Origin of the sequence: Thiobacillus denitrificans DSM 12475, from assembly GCF_000376425.1 — a bacterium.
Lineage (GTDB): Bacteria > Pseudomonadota > Gammaproteobacteria > Burkholderiales > Thiobacillaceae > Thiobacillus > Thiobacillus denitrificans.
This window is the reverse complement of record NZ_AQWL01000004.1, coordinates 20,394-38,746: the sequence shown is the minus strand read 5'-3', so window position 1 is coordinate 38,746 and position 18,353 is coordinate 20,394. Positions and strand designations below refer to the sequence as shown.

At 66.5% G+C, this 18,353-nt stretch carries 14 protein-coding genes; 9 read left to right on the top strand and 5 right to left on the bottom strand.

Going from position 1 to position 18,353, the window contains the following annotated elements; all coding sequences use genetic code 11:
* Window positions 1–30: 30 nt before the first annotated feature.
* Window positions 31–1,209, bottom strand: a complete 1,179-nt coding sequence (locus B059_RS0106980) for a GNAT family N-acetyltransferase (protein WP_026177359.1) — start codon at window positions 1,207–1,209, stop codon at window positions 31–33.
* A 28-nt stretch (window positions 1,210–1,237) separates the two neighbouring features.
* Between B059_RS0106980 and sucC the strand changes: the two genes are divergently transcribed.
* The 4 genes from sucC to B059_RS0106960 are packed head-to-tail and all read left to right on the top strand — an operon-like array spanning window position 1,238 to window position 5,230.
* Complete coding sequence (sucC, locus tag B059_RS0106975) at window positions 1,238–2,398, top strand: ADP-forming succinate--CoA ligase subunit beta (protein ID WP_018077525.1); 1,161 nt, start codon at window positions 1,238–1,240, stop codon at window positions 2,396–2,398.
* Window positions 2,395–3,270: a succinate--CoA ligase subunit alpha gene (gene sucD / locus B059_RS0106970; protein WP_018077524.1), complete on the top strand. Its 876-nt coding sequence runs from the start codon at window positions 2,395–2,397 to the stop codon at window positions 3,268–3,270. Before sucC ends, sucD begins: the two co-directional genes overlap by 4 nt.
* Complete coding sequence (locus tag B059_RS0106965) at window positions 3,267–4,895, top strand: NAD+ synthase (protein WP_018077523.1); 1,629 nt, start codon at window positions 3,267–3,269, stop codon at window positions 4,893–4,895. Before sucD ends, B059_RS0106965 begins: the two co-directional genes overlap by 4 nt.
* On the top strand, window positions 4,892–5,230 hold the full coding sequence (locus B059_RS0106960) for a P-II family nitrogen regulator (protein ID WP_018077522.1): 339 nt from the start codon (window positions 4,892–4,894) through the stop codon (window positions 5,228–5,230). The genes B059_RS0106965 and B059_RS0106960 overlap by 4 nt, the downstream gene beginning before the upstream one ends.
* A 20-nt stretch (window positions 5,231–5,250) precedes the next feature.
* Here B059_RS0106960 and B059_RS0106955 read toward each other — a convergent pair whose 3' ends face one another.
* The gene (locus B059_RS0106955) at window positions 5,251–6,096 is read right to left on the bottom strand and encodes an outer membrane protein assembly factor BamD (RefSeq protein WP_018077521.1); all 846 of its coding nucleotides are present in this window, start codon (window positions 6,094–6,096) and stop codon (window positions 5,251–5,253) included.
* Here B059_RS0106955 and rluD point away from each other — a divergent pair.
* A complete protein-coding gene (gene rluD, locus B059_RS0106950; RefSeq protein WP_018077520.1) occupies window positions 6,095–7,072 on the top strand; it encodes a 23S rRNA pseudouridine(1911/1915/1917) synthase RluD in 978 nt (325 codons plus the stop codon). The two genes, B059_RS0106955 and rluD, sit on opposite strands and share 2 nt — an antisense overlap.
* On the top strand, window positions 7,069–7,791 hold the full coding sequence (pgeF, locus tag B059_RS0106945) for a peptidoglycan editing factor PgeF (protein WP_018077519.1): 723 nt from the start codon (window positions 7,069–7,071) through the stop codon (window positions 7,789–7,791). The genes rluD and pgeF overlap by 4 nt, the downstream gene beginning before the upstream one ends.
* Before the next feature lie 4 nt (window positions 7,792–7,795).
* Here the strand turns inward: pgeF and B059_RS0106940 are convergent, their stop codons facing one another.
* The 3 genes from B059_RS0106940 to nadC are packed head-to-tail and all read right to left on the bottom strand — an operon-like array spanning window position 7,796 to window position 9,955.
* Window positions 7,796–8,638: a DNA ligase gene (locus B059_RS0106940; RefSeq protein ID WP_018077518.1), complete on the bottom strand. Its 843-nt coding sequence runs from the start codon at window positions 8,636–8,638 to the stop codon at window positions 7,796–7,798.
* On the bottom strand, window positions 8,635–9,117 hold the full coding sequence (locus tag B059_RS0106935) for a GNAT family N-acetyltransferase (protein WP_018077517.1): 483 nt from the start codon (window positions 9,115–9,117) through the stop codon (window positions 8,635–8,637). The genes B059_RS0106940 and B059_RS0106935 overlap by 4 nt, the downstream gene beginning before the upstream one ends.
* Window positions 9,110–9,955, bottom strand: a complete 846-nt coding sequence (gene nadC, locus B059_RS0106930; RefSeq protein ID WP_018077516.1) for a carboxylating nicotinate-nucleotide diphosphorylase — start codon at window positions 9,953–9,955, stop codon at window positions 9,110–9,112. The genes B059_RS0106935 and nadC overlap by 8 nt, the downstream gene beginning before the upstream one ends.
* A 70-nt stretch (window positions 9,956–10,025) precedes the next feature.
* Between nadC and clpB the strand changes: the two genes are divergently transcribed.
* The 3 genes from clpB to B059_RS0106915 all read left to right on the top strand — a co-directional run bounded on the left by clpB (window position 10,026) and on the right by B059_RS0106915 (window position 18,310).
* The gene (clpB, locus tag B059_RS0106925; protein WP_018077515.1) at window positions 10,026–12,617 is read left to right on the top strand and encodes an ATP-dependent chaperone ClpB; all 2,592 of its coding nucleotides are present in this window, start codon (window positions 10,026–10,028) and stop codon (window positions 12,615–12,617) included.
* A gap of 159 nt (window positions 12,618–12,776) precedes the next feature.
* A complete protein-coding gene (locus tag B059_RS0106920; protein ID WP_018077514.1) occupies window positions 12,777–14,513 on the top strand; it encodes an autotransporter assembly complex protein TamA in 1,737 nt (578 codons plus the stop codon).
* On the top strand, window positions 14,510–18,310 hold the full coding sequence (locus tag B059_RS0106915) for a translocation/assembly module TamB domain-containing protein (RefSeq protein WP_018077513.1): 3,801 nt from the start codon (window positions 14,510–14,512) through the stop codon (window positions 18,308–18,310). Before B059_RS0106920 ends, B059_RS0106915 begins: the two co-directional genes overlap by 4 nt.
* Window positions 18,311–18,353 lie beyond the last annotated feature (43 nt).

Below are 18,353 nucleotides of genomic sequence, written 5' to 3'. Positions count from 1 at the left end.
CCGCCGTTTTGTCGTGTGGCGTATCCGTCTTTATGCCGGGCCTGGCGGATCGCGCCGGAACGGCCCCTCGAGTTCATCCATGTAATGCGTGATGGCGTCGGTTTCGCGTTCCAGGAAACGGTCGACCGCCTCGCGGAATTCGGTGTTTTCCAGCCAGTGCCAGGAGTGGGTAGCGGTGGGCACCAGGCCGCGCGACAGCTTGTGCTCGCCCTGCGCCCCCCCTTCGAACACCTGCAGGCCGTGCACGATCGCGTATTCGATGCCCTGCTGGTAGCAGGTTTCGAAATGCAGGCCGGGCACGTATTCCAGCGTGCCCCAGTGGCGGCCGTACAGCCGCGTGCCGTCTTTCACACAGAACGAGCAGGCGATCGGCTCGCCGTCCTTGTCCGCGATGATCAGCAGCAGCTTGTCCGGCATCGTCCTGCGCAGGGCGGCAAAAAAGGCACGGTTGAGATGCGGTTCGCTGCGGTGACGGGCGTAGGTGTCGGCGTAGCAGCGATAGAAATGGTCCCAGTCGGCGTCGGTGCTCTCCGTGCCCTCGACCCAGCGGAAGCGCACGCCCAGCGAGGCGAGCTTCTTTCTTTCCTGACGGATTTTCTTGCGCTTGTCGTGCGTCATCGCGGCAAGGAAGTCGTCGAAGCTGGCGTAGCCCGCGTTGCAGCCTGGCGGGCATGAGTTCCAATGGAACTGGAAGCCGCTGCGGTGCAGGAGGGAGGTGGCCTCAAGCGCGGCATGATCGGGCTCGGAGGGGAACAGGATGTGGAAGGACGAGCAGTTCAGATCGCGGGTGAGCTTCAGCGCGGCCTGGATCAGCATGGCACGGTCGGCGTCATTCCGTGCCAGCAGACGCGGGCCGGGTACTGGCGAGAAGGGTGCGCAGCACACCAGCTTGGGATAGTAGTTCAGACCATGACGGCGGTAGGCATCGGCCCACGACCAATCGAACACGAATTCGCCCCACGAGTGATGCTTGACATAGAGCGGCATCGCGGCATCCAGCCGGCCGTTCCTGAATAGCGCCAGGTGCACCGGCTCCCAGCCGATGTCGGCGCCGACGCAGCCGGTGATCTCCAGCGCATGCAGGAAAGCGTGCTGCACGAAGGGCGAGTCGCCGGCCAGGGCGTTCCAGGCGTCGGCCGGCAGTTCGGCCATGTGAGGAACGACGCGGATGACAGCTTCCGCATCGGGGGGGTTTGCTTCAAAATGCACGTTTTGGCGAGCTTCCATCGAAAAACACATGAACCTGCACGAATTCCAGGCCAAACAGATATTGCGTTCGGACAACATTAACACGCCGCGCGGCTTCGCTGCGGCCAGTGCCGACGCAGCGGTCAATGCCGCCAGTGAGCTGGGCGGCGATGCCTGGGTGGTGAAGGCGCAGATCCACGCTGGCGGGCGCGGCAAGGCGGGTGGGGTCAAGGTGGTGAAAAGCCTGGACGACGTGCGCACGGTGGCCGCAACGCTACTGGGAAAGCCTTTGGTCACCAATCAGAACGCGTCCGACGGTCAGCCGGTGAACCAGGTGCTGGTGGAAGAAACCCTGCCGATCGCGCGCGAACTGTACCTGTCGCTGCTGGTCGACCGCGAGACCGAACGCATCGCCGTGGTGGCCTCCGCCGCCGGCGGCATGGACATCGAGGACGTCGCCCATGCCACCCCGGAAAAAGTCCTGACCGAGACCTGCGATCCACTGCTGGGTGTGCAGGACTTCCAGTGCCGTGCGCTCGCCTTCGCACTCGAACTCACGGGCGACGCGTTCAAGGATTTCTGCCGCCTGCTGCCGCAGCTCTACCGCGTGTTCGTGGCCAACGATCTCTCCCTGCTCGAAATCAATCCGCTGGTGGTGACCGCCGACAACCGCGTGCTGCCGCTCGACTGCAAGATGAGCGTCGACGACAACGCGCTGTACCGCCGCCGCGCACTGGCCGAACTGCGCGACGACAGCCAGATCGACGCCAAGGAAGCGGCGGCCAATGCGGCCAGCGTGAACTACGTCGCGCTCGCCGGCAACATCGGCTGCATGGTCAACGGCGCCGGCCTGGCAATGGCGACGATGGACCTGATCCAACTGGAAGGCGGAGCGCCCGCCAACTTCCTCGACGTCGGCGGCGGCGCCACCCCGGAGACGGTGGCGCAGGGCTTCAAGATCATCCTCCTCGACCCCAACGTCAAGGCGGTGCTGATCAACATCTTCGGTGGCATCGTGCGCTGCGACGTGATTGCCGAGGGCATCGTCCAGGCGGTGCAGGAGGTCGGTGTCGAAGTGCCGGTGATCGTGCGGCTGGAAGGCACCAATGCCGAGCGAGGCCGCACGCTGCTGGCCGAATCGGGGCTGGCGATCCTGCCGGCGGAAAGCCTCACCCAGGCGGCCAAACTCGCGGTGGAGCAAGCGCAATGAGCATCCTCGTCGATCGGGACACCAAGGTCATCTGCCAGGGCTTCACCGGCAAGCAGGGCAGCTTCCATTCCGCGCAGGCGATCGCCTACGGCACCCGGATGGTCGGCGGGGTGACGCCGGGCAAGGGCGGACAGACGCACCTCGATTTGCCGGTGTTCGACACGGTGCGTGCCGCGGTGCGGCAGACCGGCGCCAATGCGACCATGATCTACGTGCCCGCCGCGTTCGCCGCCGATTCGATCCTGGAGGCGGCGGATGCCGGCATCGAGATCATCGTCTGCATCACCGAGGGCATCCCGGTGCTGGACATGCTCAATGTGAAGGCGGCGCTGCGTGCCAACGGCGCGAAACTGATCGGCCCCAACTGCCCCGGCATCATCAGCTCGGGCGAATGCAAGATCGGCATCATGCCCGGCGCCATCCACCGGAAGGGCAAGATCGGCATCGTTTCGCGTTCCGGCACGCTCACCTACGAAGCGGTGCATCAGACCACGCAACTCGGACTGGGGCAGTCGACCTGCGTCGGCATCGGCGGCGATCCGATCAAGGGGCTGGATTTCATCGATTGTCTCGAACTGTTCGAAGCCGACCCGCAGACCGAAGCGGTGATCCTGGTCGGCGAGATCGGCGGCAGCCGCGAGGAAGAGGCGGCCGAATACATCCGTTCCAGCATGCAGAAACCGGTCGCCGCCTACATCGCCGGCCGCACCGCCCCCAAGGGCAAGCGCATGGGCCACGCCGGTGCGATCATTGCCGGCGGCAGCGGCACGGCGGACGCAAAAATCCGCGCGCTGGAAGCCGCGGGCGCCGTCGTGGCGCAAAGCCCCGCGGGCCTGGGCGAAGCCGTGCAACTGGCGCTCGGCGCTCGATGAAACTCGCTATCGCGCAGATCAATCTCACCGTCGGCGACATCGCGGGCAACGCCGACAGGCTGCTTGCCGCCGCGTGCGAGGCGCATGCGGCAGGCGCGGCCTTGCTGCTTACGCCGGAAATGTCGATCTGCGGCTATCCGGCGGAAGACCTGGTGCTGCGGCGTGATTTTTGCGAGGCCTGCGCGGCTGCGCTGGCGAAAATTGCAGACGAGGCGCCGCGCGAACTTGCGCTGATCGTCGGCTACCCCGAGCGCACTGACGACGGCCTGTTCAATGCGGCGGCGCTGCTGCGCGGTGGACGGATCGAGGCGGTGTACCGCAAGCACCACCTGCCGAATTATTCCGTGTTCGACGAGCAGCGCGTGTTCGACAGCGGCGACGCGCCCTGCGTGTTCAGCTGCGGCGGGGTGAGTTTCGGCCTCAATATCTGCGGTGATATCTGGGAGCCGGGGCCGGCGACGCGGGCGATGGAAGCCGGCGCCGACTGGCTGCTGGTGCCGAACGCCTCACCGTTCCATCTCAACAAGGAGCGTGAACGCCATGCGGTCGCGCGATCGCGCCTCGCCGAAGCTGGCTTGCCGATCATTTACGCCAATCTGGTGGGCGGGCAGGACGAACTGGTGTTCGACGGCGCCTCGTTTGCGGTCAGTACCGGAGGCGAGGTGGTGGTGCAGTGCCCGGCCTGGCGCGAGGGGCTGTTTTATCTGGACATTGCGGGCAACAGCTGCAGCGGGCCACGGCATGACCTGCAGACCGAGGAGGCGGCAGCCTACGACGCGCTGGTGCTGGCGGTGCGCGATTACGTCGGCAAGAACGGCTTCAAGGGGGTGCACCTGGGGTTGTCGGGCGGCATCGATTCAGCGCTGACGCTGGCCATAGCGACCGATGCCCTGGGGGCGGGCCAGGTGCATGCGGTGATGATGCCGTCGGATTACACCGCTTCCATCAGCGTCGAGGATTCGCGCGAGATGGTGCAGCGGCTCGGCGTGCGCTATTCCGAAATCGCCATCGGGCCGATATTCGACGCTTTCGTGGCGCAGCTGGCCGGCGAGTTTGCCGGAAGGGTGGCGGATGCCACCGAAGAAAACCTGCAGGCGCGGGCGCGCGGCACGCTGCTGATGGCGCTGTCCAACAAATTCGGCTCGCTGGTGCTGACCACCGGCAACAAGAGCGAAATGGCGACCGGGTACGCGACCTTGTATGGCGACATGGCAGGCGGCTTCGCCGTGTTGAAGGATGTGCCGAAAACCCTGGTGTACCGGCTGGCGAATTACCGCAACAGCCTGCCTGGGACGGCGGGATTCCAGGTCATTCCGCAACGCATCATCGATCGTCCGCCGTCGGCCGAACTGCGCCCTGACCAGACCGACCAGGACAGCCTGCCGCCGTACGACACGCTCGACGCCATCCTGGCGGCCTACGTCGAGCGCGATCTGGCGGCGCGCGACATCGTCGCGCTGGGGTTTGACGCCGCCATCGTGCGCAAAGTCATCCGCATGATCGATCTTGCAGAATACAAACGCCGCCAGGCGCCACCCGGTCCGCGCATCACGCCGCGCAACTTCGGCAAGGACCGGCGCTATCCGATCACCTCGAAATATCGACCCGAAGGGGAGCTGTCATGAAAAAAATCGAAGCCATCATCAAGCCATTCAAGCTCGACGAAGTGCGCGAAGCGCTGTCCGAACTCGGGGTGACCGGCCTGACCGTGACCGAGGTCAAAGGCTTCGGCCGCCAGAAAGGCCACACCGAGCTGTATCGCGGTGCCGAATACGTGGTGGATTTTCTGCCCAAGGTGAAGGTCGAGATCGTCGTCGCCGACGACCTGCTGGATCGCGCGATGGAGGCGATCATCAGCGCAGCGCGTACCGGCAAGATCGGCGACGGCAAGATTTTCGTGACGGCGGTGGAGCAGGTGGTGCGGATACGCACCGGCGAATCGGGCGAAGCGGCGGTCTGATCTGCCGCCTTGCCGATCGATCACCAGAACCGGTACCAGGCCTTGCCCTCGGTACTGACACCCTTGCTGTACTTGCTATTGGGGAAATTGAGCGTCAGCACGCGCTGCGCATCGTCGCGCAGGTCGGTCAGTTTCAGCTTGTCGTAGGCAATCACCATGATCGCCAGCGCCTCTTCCAGGGCAGGGGCTTCGGGATAGGTTTTCAGCACTTCCTTGGCACGATTGGCAGCGGCTACCCAGGCCTCGCGTTTCAGATAGTATTTGGCGACGTGGACTTCGTTGCCGGCCAGCGCATTGACCAGGTACTTCATGCGGGCGGTCGAATCGGCGGCGTACTTGCTGTCGGGGAAGCGGGTGGCCAGTTCCTTGAACGACAGGAATGCGTCGCGTGCAGCCTTGGGATCGCGTTCGCTCATGTCCTGATCGACCAGGTTGCCCAACAGGCCGAGGTCGTCGTTAAAATTCGCCAGGCCCTTCAGATAGTAGGCGTAATCGACGTTAGGGTGATTGGGGTGCAGCTTGATGAAGCGGTCGCACGCGGCAATGGCGGAAATCGGCTCGTTGTCCTTGTAGTAGGCGTAGGCGACTTCGAGCTGCGCCTGCTGCGCATAGCGGCCGAACGGGTAGCGCGACTCCAGCGTTTCGAACAGCTTGACCGACCGTTCGTAGTTGCCCTCGTTGAGATTGTCTTTCGCCTCGGCATAGAGCTTTTGCGCCGACCAGCCCGCGGTTTCATCCTTGACCTCGGGCAGCAGGCCGCAGCCGCCCAGGGTGAGCGCAGCGGCCAGGAGTGCGCTGCCCAGCGCCGGTTTGAGGCCGGGCGCCCGATTGAATGTATTGAAACCGGATGAACGTTGCTTAAGCATGGGAAAAGACACAGAAAATTCGTCGACCGATTATAAGGGAAATAGCCAGGGCGATATCCGTCAGCTGGTGATCCCGGATGCGCAGGGCGGCCAGCGCCTGGACCAGGCCCTGGCCGCCCTGCTGCCGGAGTTTTCGCGCAACCGCATCCAGAACTGGATCCGTGCGCGCAAGATCGCGGTGGACGACGCCTGGGGCACGACCAGGATGAAGGTCAGCGGCGGCGAGGCGGTACGGGTCGAAATCGAGCCGGATCCGGACGCCACCCCCGACGCGCCGGAGGCCATTCCGCTCAACGTGGTGTTCGAAGATCCGGTGCTGATGGTCATCGACAAACCGGTCGGGCTGGTGGTCCATCCTGGCAGCGGAAACCGCCAGGGAACGCTGCTCAACGCGCTGCTGCATCACGTGCCGCAGGTCGCCGAACTGCCGCGCGCCGGCATCGTGCACCGGCTCGACAAGGACACATCCGGCCTGCTGGTCGTCGCCAAAACCCTGCGCGCGCATACCGACCTGGTGCGCCAGCTGCAGGCGCGCAGCGTCAAGCGCGAATACCTCGCCCTGGTGTATGGCGAGGTCGACCACGCCGGCACCGTCGATGCGCCGCTGGCGCGCGATCCGCACAACCGCACCAAGCGCACCGTGCACAGCATGGGCAAGCAGGCGGTCACCCATTACGACGTGGTCGAGCGCTTTCCGGGGATCACCCTGCTGCGCTGCAAGCTGGAAACCGGGCGCACCCACCAGATCCGCGTCCACATGCAGCACATCGGCCATCCGCTGGTCGGCGAATCGGTCTACAGCGCCAGCCGCCGCAGCCACCTCAAGATTCCGTTCCCGCGCCAGGCGCTGCACGCCGAAAAGCTCGGCCTGATCCACCCGGTCACGCAGGATTACATGCAATGGGAATGCCCTTTGCCGCCTGATTTCGCCTCGCTGCTGCAGGCACTGCGCGACAACACCGACTGGGGCAAGTGAAGCCGATCGTTCCCGACTGGCCCGCGCCGGCGCGGGTAAAAAGCCTGATGACCACCCGTACGGGCGGCGTCAGCGAGGCCTCCTGGGCCAGCCTCAACCTCGGCGACCACGTCGGCGACGCCCCTGCCCGCGTTGCCGCCAATCGCGCGCGACTGCGCCAGCGTCTTCCTGCCGAGCCGGGCTGGCTCAAACAGGTCCACAGCGCGCGCGCACTCGAACTCGGACCCGAACCGAATCCCGAAGCCGATGCATCGTTCACTCGTGAACCCGGGCAGGTCTGCGCCGTGCTCACCGCCGACTGCCTGCCGGTGCTGTTCTGCGACCGTGCCGGCAGTGTTGTCGCGGCTGCCCACGCGGGCTGGCGCGGGCTGGCCGGCGGCGTGCTCGAAGCTACCGTCGCCGCGATGCAGGCGCCGCCGGCCGAGATCATCGCCTGGATGGGCGCCGCCATCGGGCCGCAGGCGTTCGAAGTCGGCGACGAGGTGCGGCAGGCGTTCGTGAACCGGCACCCCGACGCTGGTGCCGCGTTTGTTCCACAACCTGCGCCGGGCAAATGGCTTGCCGACATTTATCAACTGGCGCGCATCCGCCTTGATCGTGTGGGCGTGCAGGCAGTCTACGGCGGTGGGCGCTGCACGTTCAGCGAAGCGGACAGTTTCTATTCATACCGCCGCGACGGCGTGACCGGACGGATGGCGGCGCTGATCTGGCTGGGATAAGCCGTTAGAAATCTTCCCTCACCCGCAGATAGCGCGGAAACCGCGGCAGGCCGTTCTTCGTCAACTGCTGGTAGCGATAGGTGATGCGTGCGCCGATGGGCGGCGGCTGGCGGCGCAACGCGTCGGAGAGGCCGCTGCCGATGCGGAAGCGCCTGCCGTCCGGCATTTCCATCTGCAGTGCGCCGGTCATGCCCCGGTATTTGCCCTTGCCGGGAACGTAGCCGACCACGACCGCCTCGGTATCCAGCCAGGGTTTCAGTTTCAGCAGCGTATCGCTGCGGCCGGCGAGGGTGGGCGCGTCGGCGCGATGCAGCATCAGGCCTTCGCCGCCACCCTGCACCACGGCGTCGAGCCGCTGCATCAGCCCGGCGCGGTCAGCCACGCGCGTCTGCTCGACGGCCTGCAGCCAGGGCACGGCGGCGAGTTCGACGATGGTTCGCATCTGCCGGACGCGCTGGCTGAAGTCGCCGGCCGCGCCGGGCAGTTCGAAAACCAGGTAACGCACCTGCCGCCATTCGGCATCGACCGGCTCGATCCTGCGCACCGTGCCCGACAGGGCATCGAACTGGTCGCGGGCTATCCACAGTTCGCCGTCGAGCGGCAGCGGCGGAAAGTTTTCGGTGAACCAGGGCGGCGCTGGAACCAGGCCGCCGCCGCGAAAGCGCAGGGTGCGGCCGTCCCACTGGGCGCGCACGCCGTCGAATTTCTCGCTCACCCAGTATCGCGTGACGTCGACGTCGGCAGCGTACACCTCGGCCAGCAGCATCGCCGGTGCAGTGTCGGCCGGTGCCGGCTGCGGTAGCCATGCGGCCCATGCCAGCACCAGCGCGGCCAGCGCGCGCTTCAATCCAGCCACTTCTGCAGGAACTGTGCGTGACCCATCACGGGATCAAGCTGGTAGTCGGCAAAGCCCAGTTTTTCATACAGCGAGCGCGCGGCGCGGTTGCCGGAGAGGACTTCCAGCGTCAGCTTGCAGGCGTTGCGCTCGCGCGCGATGGCCTCGACCCCGGCGAACAATTGCGCGGCAATGCCGCGGCCGCGATGGCTTTGCAGGACGACGACGTCGTGGACGTTGACCAGCGGCCGGCAGGCGAAGGTGGAAAAGCCTTCGATGGCGTTGATAAGGCCGACCGGAACACCGTCGTCGAACGCCAGCACGCTGAAGATGGATGGTCGCGCAGCGAGTTCGCCGATCAGGTTGTCGCGGGCGAAGTCGCTGAGCGGCACGCCGCCACCCGCCGGGTCGCGCGCATAGGCATCCAGCAATGCGAGCAGCGCGGCGGCATGCGGGGGGTGGCCGTAGCGGGCACGGACAAGCTCAATCATCGGCGTCGATGCGCATCGACAGGTCGACCGCGCGGATATGCTTGGTGAGTCCGCCGATGGAAATGCGGTCGACCCCGGTTTCGGCCACGGCGCGCACCGTCTCCAGCGTGATGTTGCCGGAAGCTTCGAGCAGGGCGCGGCCATGGGTGAGCTGCACCGCGCGGCGCAGATCGGCCAGACCGAAATTGTCGAGCAGGATCAGTGGCGCGCCGGCGGCCAGCGCCTGTTCGAGCTCGTCGAGGTTTTCCACCTCGATCTGCACGCTGGCCTTGCCGTCAGCCAGTCTGAGCGCCGCTTCCAGCACTGGTGCGATGCCGCCCGCCGCGGCGATGTGGTTTTCCTTGATCAGGATGCCGTCGTACAGGCCTGTGCGCTGGTTCTGTCCGCCGCCGGCTCGCACCGCGTATTTTTCGGCGATGCGCAGACCGGGCAGGGTCTTGCGGGTATCGAGAATGACGGCGTGGGTGCCGCGCACCGCCTCGACGTAGGGCCGGGTGGCGGTGGCCACGGCCGACAGGGCCTGCAGGAAATTCAGCGCCGCGCGCTCGGCGGTCAGCAGCGCGCGGGCGTTGCCGCCGATATCCACCAGCACGCTGCCGGCGGCGACGGCAGCGCCCTCGCCGACCCGCCAGTCGAGGGTGCAGGCGGAGTCGAGCACGCGGAAACAGGCGTCGAACCACGGCCGTCCGGCGATCACGGCGGGTTCGCGGGTGATGACACGGGCGCGGGCGGTTTGCGCTGCGGGGATCAGTTGGGCGGTAAGATCGCCGCTGCCGACATCTTCGGCCAGCGCGCGCGCGACATCGGACAAAACCTGTTCTACGCTCAATTCAGACATAAAGGGTTGAAATCGCCCGGCAAGGCATCATTTAGCTGTCATTCAATATACCTTAAGCACGAGGTCACCTATGCGTTTCGACAAGCTCACCACCCAGTTCCAACAGGCGTTTTCCGACGCGCAAAGCCTGGCCGTCGGCGGCGACCATGCCTACATCGAGCCGCAGCACCTGCTGTTGGCGCTGCTGAACCAGGAAGGCGGCGGCGCCGCGGCCATCCTGTCGCGCGCCGGGGTGCAGGTGCCAGCGCTGAAGGCATCGCTCGCCCAGGCGCTGACGCGGCTGCCGAAGGTGGAAGGCCAGGGTGGCGAGGTGAGCGTCTCGCGCGAACTCAACAACCTCTTGAACCTCACCGACAAGGAGGCGATGAAGCGCAACGACGCCTTCATCGCCTCCGAGCTGTTCCTGCTGGCGGCGCTCGACGACAAGGGTGAGACCGGGCGCCTGCTGAAGCAGCATGGCGCGCAGAAGGCCGCGCTGGAACAGGCCATTCTGGCCGTGCGCGGCGGCGAGGCGGTGCAGTCGCAGGAAGCCGAAGGCCAGCGCGAGGCGCTCGCCAAGTACACACTCGATCTCACCGCGCGCGCGCGCGAAGGCAAGCTCGACCCGGTGATCGGGCGCGACGACGAGATCCGCCGCTCGATCCAGATCCTGCAGCGCCGCACCAAGAACAACCCGGTGCTGATCGGCGAACCCGGCGTCGGTAAAACGGCCATTGTGGAAGGTTTGGCGCAGCGGATCATCAACAACGAGGTGCCGGAGACGCTCAAGGGCAAGAAAGTGCTGGTGCTCGATCTCGCCGCGCTGCTGGCTGGCGCCAAATACCGTGGCGAATTCGAGGAGCGCCTGAAGGCCGTGCTGAAGGAACTGGCGATGGACGCCGGCCGCTACATCGTCTTCCTCGACGAACTGCATACGCTGGTTGGCGCTGGCAAGGCCGAAGGTGCGATCGACGCCGGCAACATGCTCAAACCCGCGCTGGCGCGCGGCGAACTGCACCTGATCGGCGCCACCACGCTCGACGAATACCGCAAGTACATCGAGAAGGACGCCGCGCTCGAGCGCCGCTTCCAGAAAGTGCTGGTCGACGAGCCGAGCGTCGAGTCGACCATCGCCATCCTGCGCGGCCTGCAGGAACGCTACGAGCTGCACCACGGCGTCGATATCACCGACCCGGCCATCGTCGCCGCGGCCGAGTTGAGCCACCGCTACATCACCGACCGCTTCCTGCCCGACAAGGCGATCGACCTGATCGACGAAGCGGCGGCGCGCATCAAGATGGAAATCGACTCCAAGCCGGAGGTGATGGACAAGCTCGACCGCCGCATCATCCAGCTGAAGATCGAGCGCGAGGCGGTCAAGCGGGAAACCGACGAAGCCTCGAAGAAGCGCCTGGGCCTGCTGGAAGACGAGATCGAGAAACTCGGCCGCGAATACGCCGATCTCGAGGAAGTCTGGAAATCCGAAAAGGCCCAGGTGCAGGGCAGCGCCCACATCAAGGAGGCCATCGACAGGCTGCGCGGCGAGATGGTCGAGCTGCAGCGCCAGGGCAAGCTCGACAAGGTGGCCGAGATCCAGTACGGCAAGCTGCCGCAGCTGGAAGCGCAACTGAAGCATGCCGAGGCCTCGGACGAGAAGCCCGCGTTCAAGCTGCTGCGTACCGAAGTCGGCGCCGAGGAAATCGCCGAAGTGGTGTCGCGCGCCACCGGCATCCCGGTGTCGAAGATGATGCAGGGCGAGCGCGACAAGCTGCTGCACATGGAAGACAAGCTGCACAGCCGCGTGGTGGGGCAGGACGAGGCGGTGCGCGTCGTCTCCGACGCGATCCGCCGTTCGCGCGCCGGCCTGTCCGATCCCAACCGGCCGCTCGGCTCCTTCCTGTTCCTCGGCCCCACCGGCGTCGGCAAGACCGAACTGTGCAAGACCCTGGCCGAATACCTGTTCGATTCCGCCGACCACATGATCCGCATCGACATGAGCGAGTTCATGGAGAAGCATTCGGTCGCGCGCCTGATCGGCGCGCCGCCCGGCTACGTCGGTTACGAGGAGGGCGGCTATCTGACCGAGGCGGTGCGCAGGAAGCCCTATTCGGTCATCCTGATGGATGAGGTGGAGAAGGCGCACCCGGACGTCTTCAACGTGCTGCTGCAGGTGCTCGACGACGGCCGTCTGACCGACGGCCAGGGCCGCACCGTGGATTTCCGCAACACCGTGATCGTGATGACCTCTAACCTCGGCAGCCAGATGATCCAGCAGATGGCGGGCGACGACTACCAAGTGGTCAAGCTCGCCGTGCTGGGTGAGGTGAAATCCTACTTCCGTCCCGAATTCATCAACCGCATCGACGAGGTCGTGGTGTTCCACGCGCTGTCCGAAGCGCACATCGCCAGTATCGCCCGCATCCAGTTGCAGGCACTGGAGAAACGCCTGGCGCAGATGGAGATGAAGCTCGACGTCAGCGACGCCGCGCTGGCCGAAATCGCCAAGGCCGGATTCGACCCGATCTACGGTGCGCGGCCGCTCAAGCGCGCGATCCAGAGCGAGCTGGAAAACCCGCTGGCGAAGGAAATCCTGTCCGGGCGCTTCGCGCCCAATGACACCATCCGCGTCGACGTACAAAACGGGACATTCGATTTCGAGAAGGGGGCCGTAGAGCCCGCTTGATAAAGCCAGCCGGACTGACTCCGGCGGCGTCCGGGAGGCCGCGTAATGCAACAAGCGGCCCGAAGACGTCCGGGAAAGCCGGAGCGGTTCGCGCGTGGTTTTGCCCGATTCCACCGCACCCCCTAGAATGGCTCGACGTTATTCTCCGTCGGGTTTGTCTTGCCTGTTCGCCTTTTCAAAGCCTTGCTGCTTCTCGCGGCGCTTGCCGCGACGCCGGCGCACGCGTTGACGCTGGAAGTCGAAGCGCCGGATGAGATCAAGGCACTCCTGACGCAGCATCTGGAAACGGCGCGGGCGGCGCGCTCGGGCGTAAGGCCCGATGCCGAAGAAGTCGCCCGCTTGCAGCGGCAGAGCGAGCTGACGGCACGCGACCTGCTGGCGACCGAGGGCTATTTTTCGCCGCAGGTGGACAGCGCGGTGACGCGGACGGGCGACGACTGGCGGGTGGTTTACCGGGTCGACCCCGGTGCGCGCACGCGGGTGCGCAGCGTGAAACTGGCCTTCGGCGGCGCCTTGAAAACACGGCCCGATGCGGCCAGCCTGCGAGGGCGCGTCGAACGCAGCTTTACGTTGAAGCAGGGCATGCCGTTTCGCCAGGTGGACTGGGAGGCGGCCAAGCTGGCAGTGCTGCGGCCCCTGCTGGCGGGGGCCTATCCGGCGGCGCAGATCGAGTCGAGCGAGGCGCGCATCGATCCCGCCGCACAGGCGGCGGACTTGACCTTGACGGTCGACAGCGGACCTGCCTTCTTTTACGGCCAGCCGACCATCAGCGGCAGCCAGCGCTACCCCGAGTCGATCATCCGCAACCTCAATCCGGTCAGGCCCGGCAAGCCGGTTCGCCAGCAGGATCTGCTGGACTATCAGACGGCGCTCGAATCCAGCGGCTATTACGCACAGGCCACGGTACGCATCGAACCCGATCCGGCGCTGGCGGCGGCGGTGCCGCTCCGGGTCGAGGTGGTGGAGCGGCCGGAGAAACGGTTCAGCGTGGGGGCCGGCGTCAGTACCGACACCGGCGCGCGGGTGCAGGCATCGTGGCTGGATCGCGACATCCTGGACCGTGGCATGCGCCTCAAGCTCGATGCGCGCCTGGAAACCATGCGCCAAACGGGGGCGGCGGAACTGGCCTGGCCGCGCACGACCAAGGGTTACGAACACAGTCTTGGCATGCAGCTCAAGCAGGAAGACATCAAGGGGCAGGAAACCCGTTCCACGGTATTTGTGGCCAAGCGCAGCCGCACGCGTGGGCAGATCGAATCGACCCTGTCGCTGCAATACCAGACCGAACAGCAGAGCATTGCCGAGGTGCTGGACGTGCGCAACCAGGCGCTGGTGGCCAACTATGCGTGGACGCAGCGCACGGTCGGACGCGCGTTCTATCCGCGGCGCGGCTACGTGCTGAGCCTGCAGGGCGGTGGTGCGGCCGAGGCCTTGCTGTCGGATACCGATTTCGTCCGGCTGTATGGCCGCCACACCCAGTATTTCCGTGCCGGCAACAGTGGCCGGCTGATCCTGCGCGGCGAATTCGGCAGCGTACTGGCGGAGTCGCGCGACGGCATTCCCACCGATTTCCTGTTCCGCGCCGGCGGCGACAATTCGGTGCGCGGCTATGCCTATCAGAGCCTGGGCCGCACGCTCACCGGCGGGGTGGCATCGGTGCGCTATCTCGCCACCGGCAGTGTCGAATACAACTATTTTTTCAACCGCGACTGGGGCATGGCGCTGTTCGTCGATGCTGGCGATGCGGCCGACAGCCCGGGTGCTCTGTCGCCGGTGCTGGGCTATGGCACGGGTGTGCGCTACCGCTCTCCGGTCGGCCCGGTGAATCTCGACCTCGCCTATGGCGAAGCCACCGCCAAATTCCGTCTGCATTTCTCGCTCGGAGTATCGTTTTGAGGCGCGCCATTCGGTGGCTGGCGGGCCTGTTTGCGCTGCTGGGCCTGTTGGTCGCGGCGGGTGCCTTCCTGGCAGGCACGGCCACCGGGTTCCGCTGGCTGAGCGGAGCAGCGGCGAACTTGAGCGGCGGCCGTGTGCAGATCGAAGGCGTCGACGGTCATCTCGGCGTGCCGCTCGGCATCCGCAAGCTGACGATCGCCACCGCCGCCCGGCGTATCGAAATCGAGGGCATCCGCCTCGAATGGCAACCGCGTGCACTGTGGCAGCGCCGGCTCGACGTCGACCTGCTGGCGGCGCGCAATGTGCGGGTGACGATCCTGAAGCCCGACCCCACGCCGCTGCAATTGCCGCGCAGCCTGCGCCTGCCGCTCGCTGTGCAGGTGCGCACATTCGACCTGGCGCAGCTGGAGATCGTCGATGCCGGTGCAGGGTTGACGCTCGGCGCGTTGCGCGGGCGGCTCGATGACGACGGCCAGCGCTATCGCCTGACCCAGGCAAGCGTAAGCTCGCCGTGGGCCGGGCTGCAGGGGCAAGTCGAGATCGGCAAGGATGCGCCATTTGTCTTGCAGGGGCGCATCGACGCCGTGCGCGACGAACCGGTGCCGATAACGGCCCGGCTCGGCCTGACCGGTACCCTGACGGCATTGCAATTCAGGCTCGATGCCGAGGCGGAAAGCATGCGCATGATGGCCAGCGGCGAAGCCGCGCCGTTCGCACGCGTGCGCCTGCCCCGATTGCTGCTGAGCGGGCAGGGGATCGACCCGCGGCTGTTCGTGACGGACGCGCCGGCCGCCGATCTGGCGTTTTCCGGGGTATTCGAGGGGCGTGTCGGCGAACGCCTGCTCGGCAGCTTCAGCCTGACCAACCGGCTGGCTGGCCGGCTCGACCAGCACCGGCTGCCAGTGGCCAACCTGACCGGGGCGCTGGCGGGCGACATGACCGATGCGGATTTCAGCGCGCTGGCGATCGACCTGGGCGCAGCCGGGCAACTCACGGGAACAGGCCAGTGGCACAATGGCCGCTTTGCGCTCGATCTCGCCAGCCCGCGTCTCGATCTGGCCGGCCTGCACCGCGATCTCTACGCCACGCGTCTGCGCACGACGCTGCAACTGACCGGCGATGCCGCGCGCCAGGCGCTCGACGCCGAGGTGGACGAAACCTGGGGGCAAGGACGTTTCACGCTGAGTCATGCCGATTCGCGCTTGCGGCTGGAAACGGCAAATTTCAGCGGCCAGGCCGGCCGGCTGACGGCGAAAGGCATGCTGCAGCTCGATGCCAGCCGCGCGTTTTCCGCCGAGTTCGACGCCACGCAGATCAATCCGGCGCGCTTCGGACAGTTTCCGCGCGCGCGGCTCAACGCGCGCGGCCAGGTGAGCGGCGCGCTGCTGCCCGGCCTGCGGATGCAAACGCAATTCACCCTGCCGCCGGGCGAGCTCGAGGGCCGCCCGGTCCGCGGGCAGGGACGCTTGCGCTACGAAAACCGGCATCTGACCGGTGCCGACATCGATCTCGATATCGCCGGCAACCGCGCGCAGCTGACGGGTGCCTATGGCCGTGCCGGCGACCGCCTGAAGTGGGACATCGACGCGCCCGCGCTGGCGCGGCTGAACCTGGGACTGGCCGGGCGGCTGACCAGCACGGGCAGTGCCGGTGGCGATCCTGCCCAGTTGCAGATCGATGCAAAGGTGGCAGCCAGCGGCCTGCGCCTGCCGGGCGACATCGCGGCCGATAGCCTGGATCTGCAACTCGAACTGCAGGCGACGGCGGCCGGCGCGTTCAACGGCCGGCTCGACGCACGCGGGGTGCGTCTGGCCGGGCAGCGCCTGAGTGTCATCCAGGCAGACCTGCAGGGTCGCCGCAACGCGCACACACTGTCGCTCGACGCCCGTCTGCCTGCCTGGCGGGTGACGGCGAATCTCGCCGGCGGACTGGACGCCACGCGGATGTCGTGGCGCGGACAGTTGAACCGGGCCGAGGTGGAGGGCGCCTGGCCGATGCGGCTGAGCGCGCCCGCCGCGCTGACGCTGTCGCGCGAGCGGCAACAGGTGAACGATCTGGTGCTGACGCTGGCGGGCGGCCAGGTCAACGTAATGCAGATCGACCGTCAGGGCGCGCAGCTGGCCACGCGCGGCAGCTTGGCCAACCTGCCGCTGACGCCCGTGCTCGGCCTGCTGGAAAAGCCGTTGCCGTTCACCACCGACCTGCGGATGAACGGCGACTGGAGCCTGCGCCTGGGCGATACGCTCGACGGCCAGGCGCGCCTGCTGCGCCAGAGCGGCGACGTGCACCTGACCGAGCCGGCGATGAATCTGGGGCTGACCGCGCTCGCACTGAATTTTCGTGCCGACGCCAGCCGCGTCACGGCCCGCCTCGAAGCCGATACCCGCGAGGCCGGACAGGTGCGTGCCGAAGGACGCGCCACGCTGGAACGCACGGGCGCCGCCTTCGGCTTGCCGCGCAGCGCGCCGCTGGCATGGACGGCCACGCTCAACGTGCCCGACCTGCGTCTGGCCAGGCCTTTCCTGCCAGTCGGCATCCAGCTGGATGCGCGCCTGGCCACGCAGCTCGCGGGCAGCGGCAGCCTGGCGGCACCGCGCATCGACGGCCAGATCGATGCCGGCGCGATCCGCTTTGCGATGCCGGAAGAAGGCATCGCCATCACCGACGGCAGCCTGAAACTGCTGCTGGACGGTGACCGGGTGCGGGTGCAGCAGGGCGAACTGAAAGGCCAGAGCGGACGCATTGTGGTGAGCGGCGAAGCGCAGCTGAAAAACCCGCAGGCGGGGCTCACGCTGGTCTTCGAGAAATTTGCCGCCATCAATCGCAGCGACCGCCGCGTGAGCGTGTCCGGCACGACCCGTCTCAATCTCGACCCGCAGCGCCTGCAACTCACCGGCGAACTCACTGCAGACCGCGCCCGGCTGGAAATGCCGGAGGCGGGACGGCCCGTATTGTCGAGCGACGTCGTCGTCATCGGCCAGCCGCCGCGTGAAAAACCGGTAGCGCAGCGTTTCCCGCTGGCGCTCGACCTGACGCTCAGGCTGGGCGACGACTTCCTGTTCAAGGGCGGCGGGCTCGATGCGCGGCTGGGCGGCCAGTTGCGCGTGTTCACCGTAAGCCGGACGCTGCGCCCGGACCCCCCGCAGAACGAGCATCCTGATGGGCGTAAACCGCAGGCGGCATACCCCTCGCAGGTGCTGCGCGGCGAAGGCACGATCCAGGTGGAAGAAGGGCGCTACGCGGCGTATGCGCAGACGCTGGAGATCGAGCGCGGGGTGCTGCGCTTTGCCGGGCCGATCGACAACCCCGGGCTGGACGTGCTGGCGGTGCGCAAGAATCCGAGCGTCAAGGCCGGCGTACAGGTCAGCGGCACGGTGCAGCGCCCGGTGGTGAAGCTGTATTCCGATCCGGCCCTGCCCGACACCGAAAAGCTCGCCTGGCTGGTGCTGGGGCACGGCCTGGAAAACAGCGGGCAGCAGGAATTCGTGCTGCTTCAGGTTGCGGCCGGTGCGCTGCTGAGCCAGGCCGAATCGGTGAACTTTCAGTCAAAACTGGCCGACGCGCTGGGCATCGACAGTTTCGACGTGCGTGCCGGCAGCGGTGACGACCTCACCGGCAGCGTGGTCAGTGTCGGCAAGCGCCTTTCGTCGCGCGCGATGCTGAGCTACGAGCAGAGCCTGGACGGGCTGAGCCAGGTGGTCAAGGTGCTGTACCAGCTGACGCCGCGCGTGCGACTGGAAGCGCAGGCCGGGCAGCAAAGCAGCTTCGACGCGTTTTACAGCCTGGAATACGACTGAATCCATCAAGCGGCGATGATAGAATCCGGCATGTTTCATCCCC

Bases quoted from the DNA above. Each gene is read 5' to 3' on its own strand.
- sucC (WP_018077525.1), top strand. From the start codon at position 1,238: ATGAACCTGCACGAATTCCAGGCCAAACAGATATTGCGTTCGGACAAC.
- sucD (WP_018077524.1), top strand. From the start codon at position 2,395: ATGAGCATCCTCGTCGATCGGGACACCAAGGTCATCTGCCAGGGCTTC.
- B059_RS0106965 (WP_018077523.1), top strand. From the start codon at position 3,267: ATGAAACTCGCTATCGCGCAGATCAATCTCACCGTCGGCGACATCGCG.
- B059_RS0106960 (WP_018077522.1), top strand. From the start codon at position 4,892: ATGAAAAAAATCGAAGCCATCATCAAGCCATTCAAGCTCGACGAAGTG.
- rluD (WP_018077520.1), top strand. From the start codon at position 6,095: ATGGGAAAAGACACAGAAAATTCGTCGACCGATTATAAGGGAAATAGC.
- B059_RS0106955 (WP_018077521.1), bottom strand. From the start codon at position 6,096: ATGCTTAAGCAACGTTCATCCGGTTTCAATACATTCAATCGGGCGCCC.
- B059_RS0106935 (WP_018077517.1), bottom strand. From the start codon at position 9,117: ATGATTGAGCTTGTCCGTGCCCGCTACGGCCACCCCCCGCATGCCGCC.
- nadC (WP_018077516.1), bottom strand. From the start codon at position 9,955: ATGTCTGAATTGAGCGTAGAACAGGTTTTGTCCGATGTCGCGCGCGCG.
- clpB (WP_018077515.1), top strand. From the start codon at position 10,026: ATGCGTTTCGACAAGCTCACCACCCAGTTCCAACAGGCGTTTTCCGAC.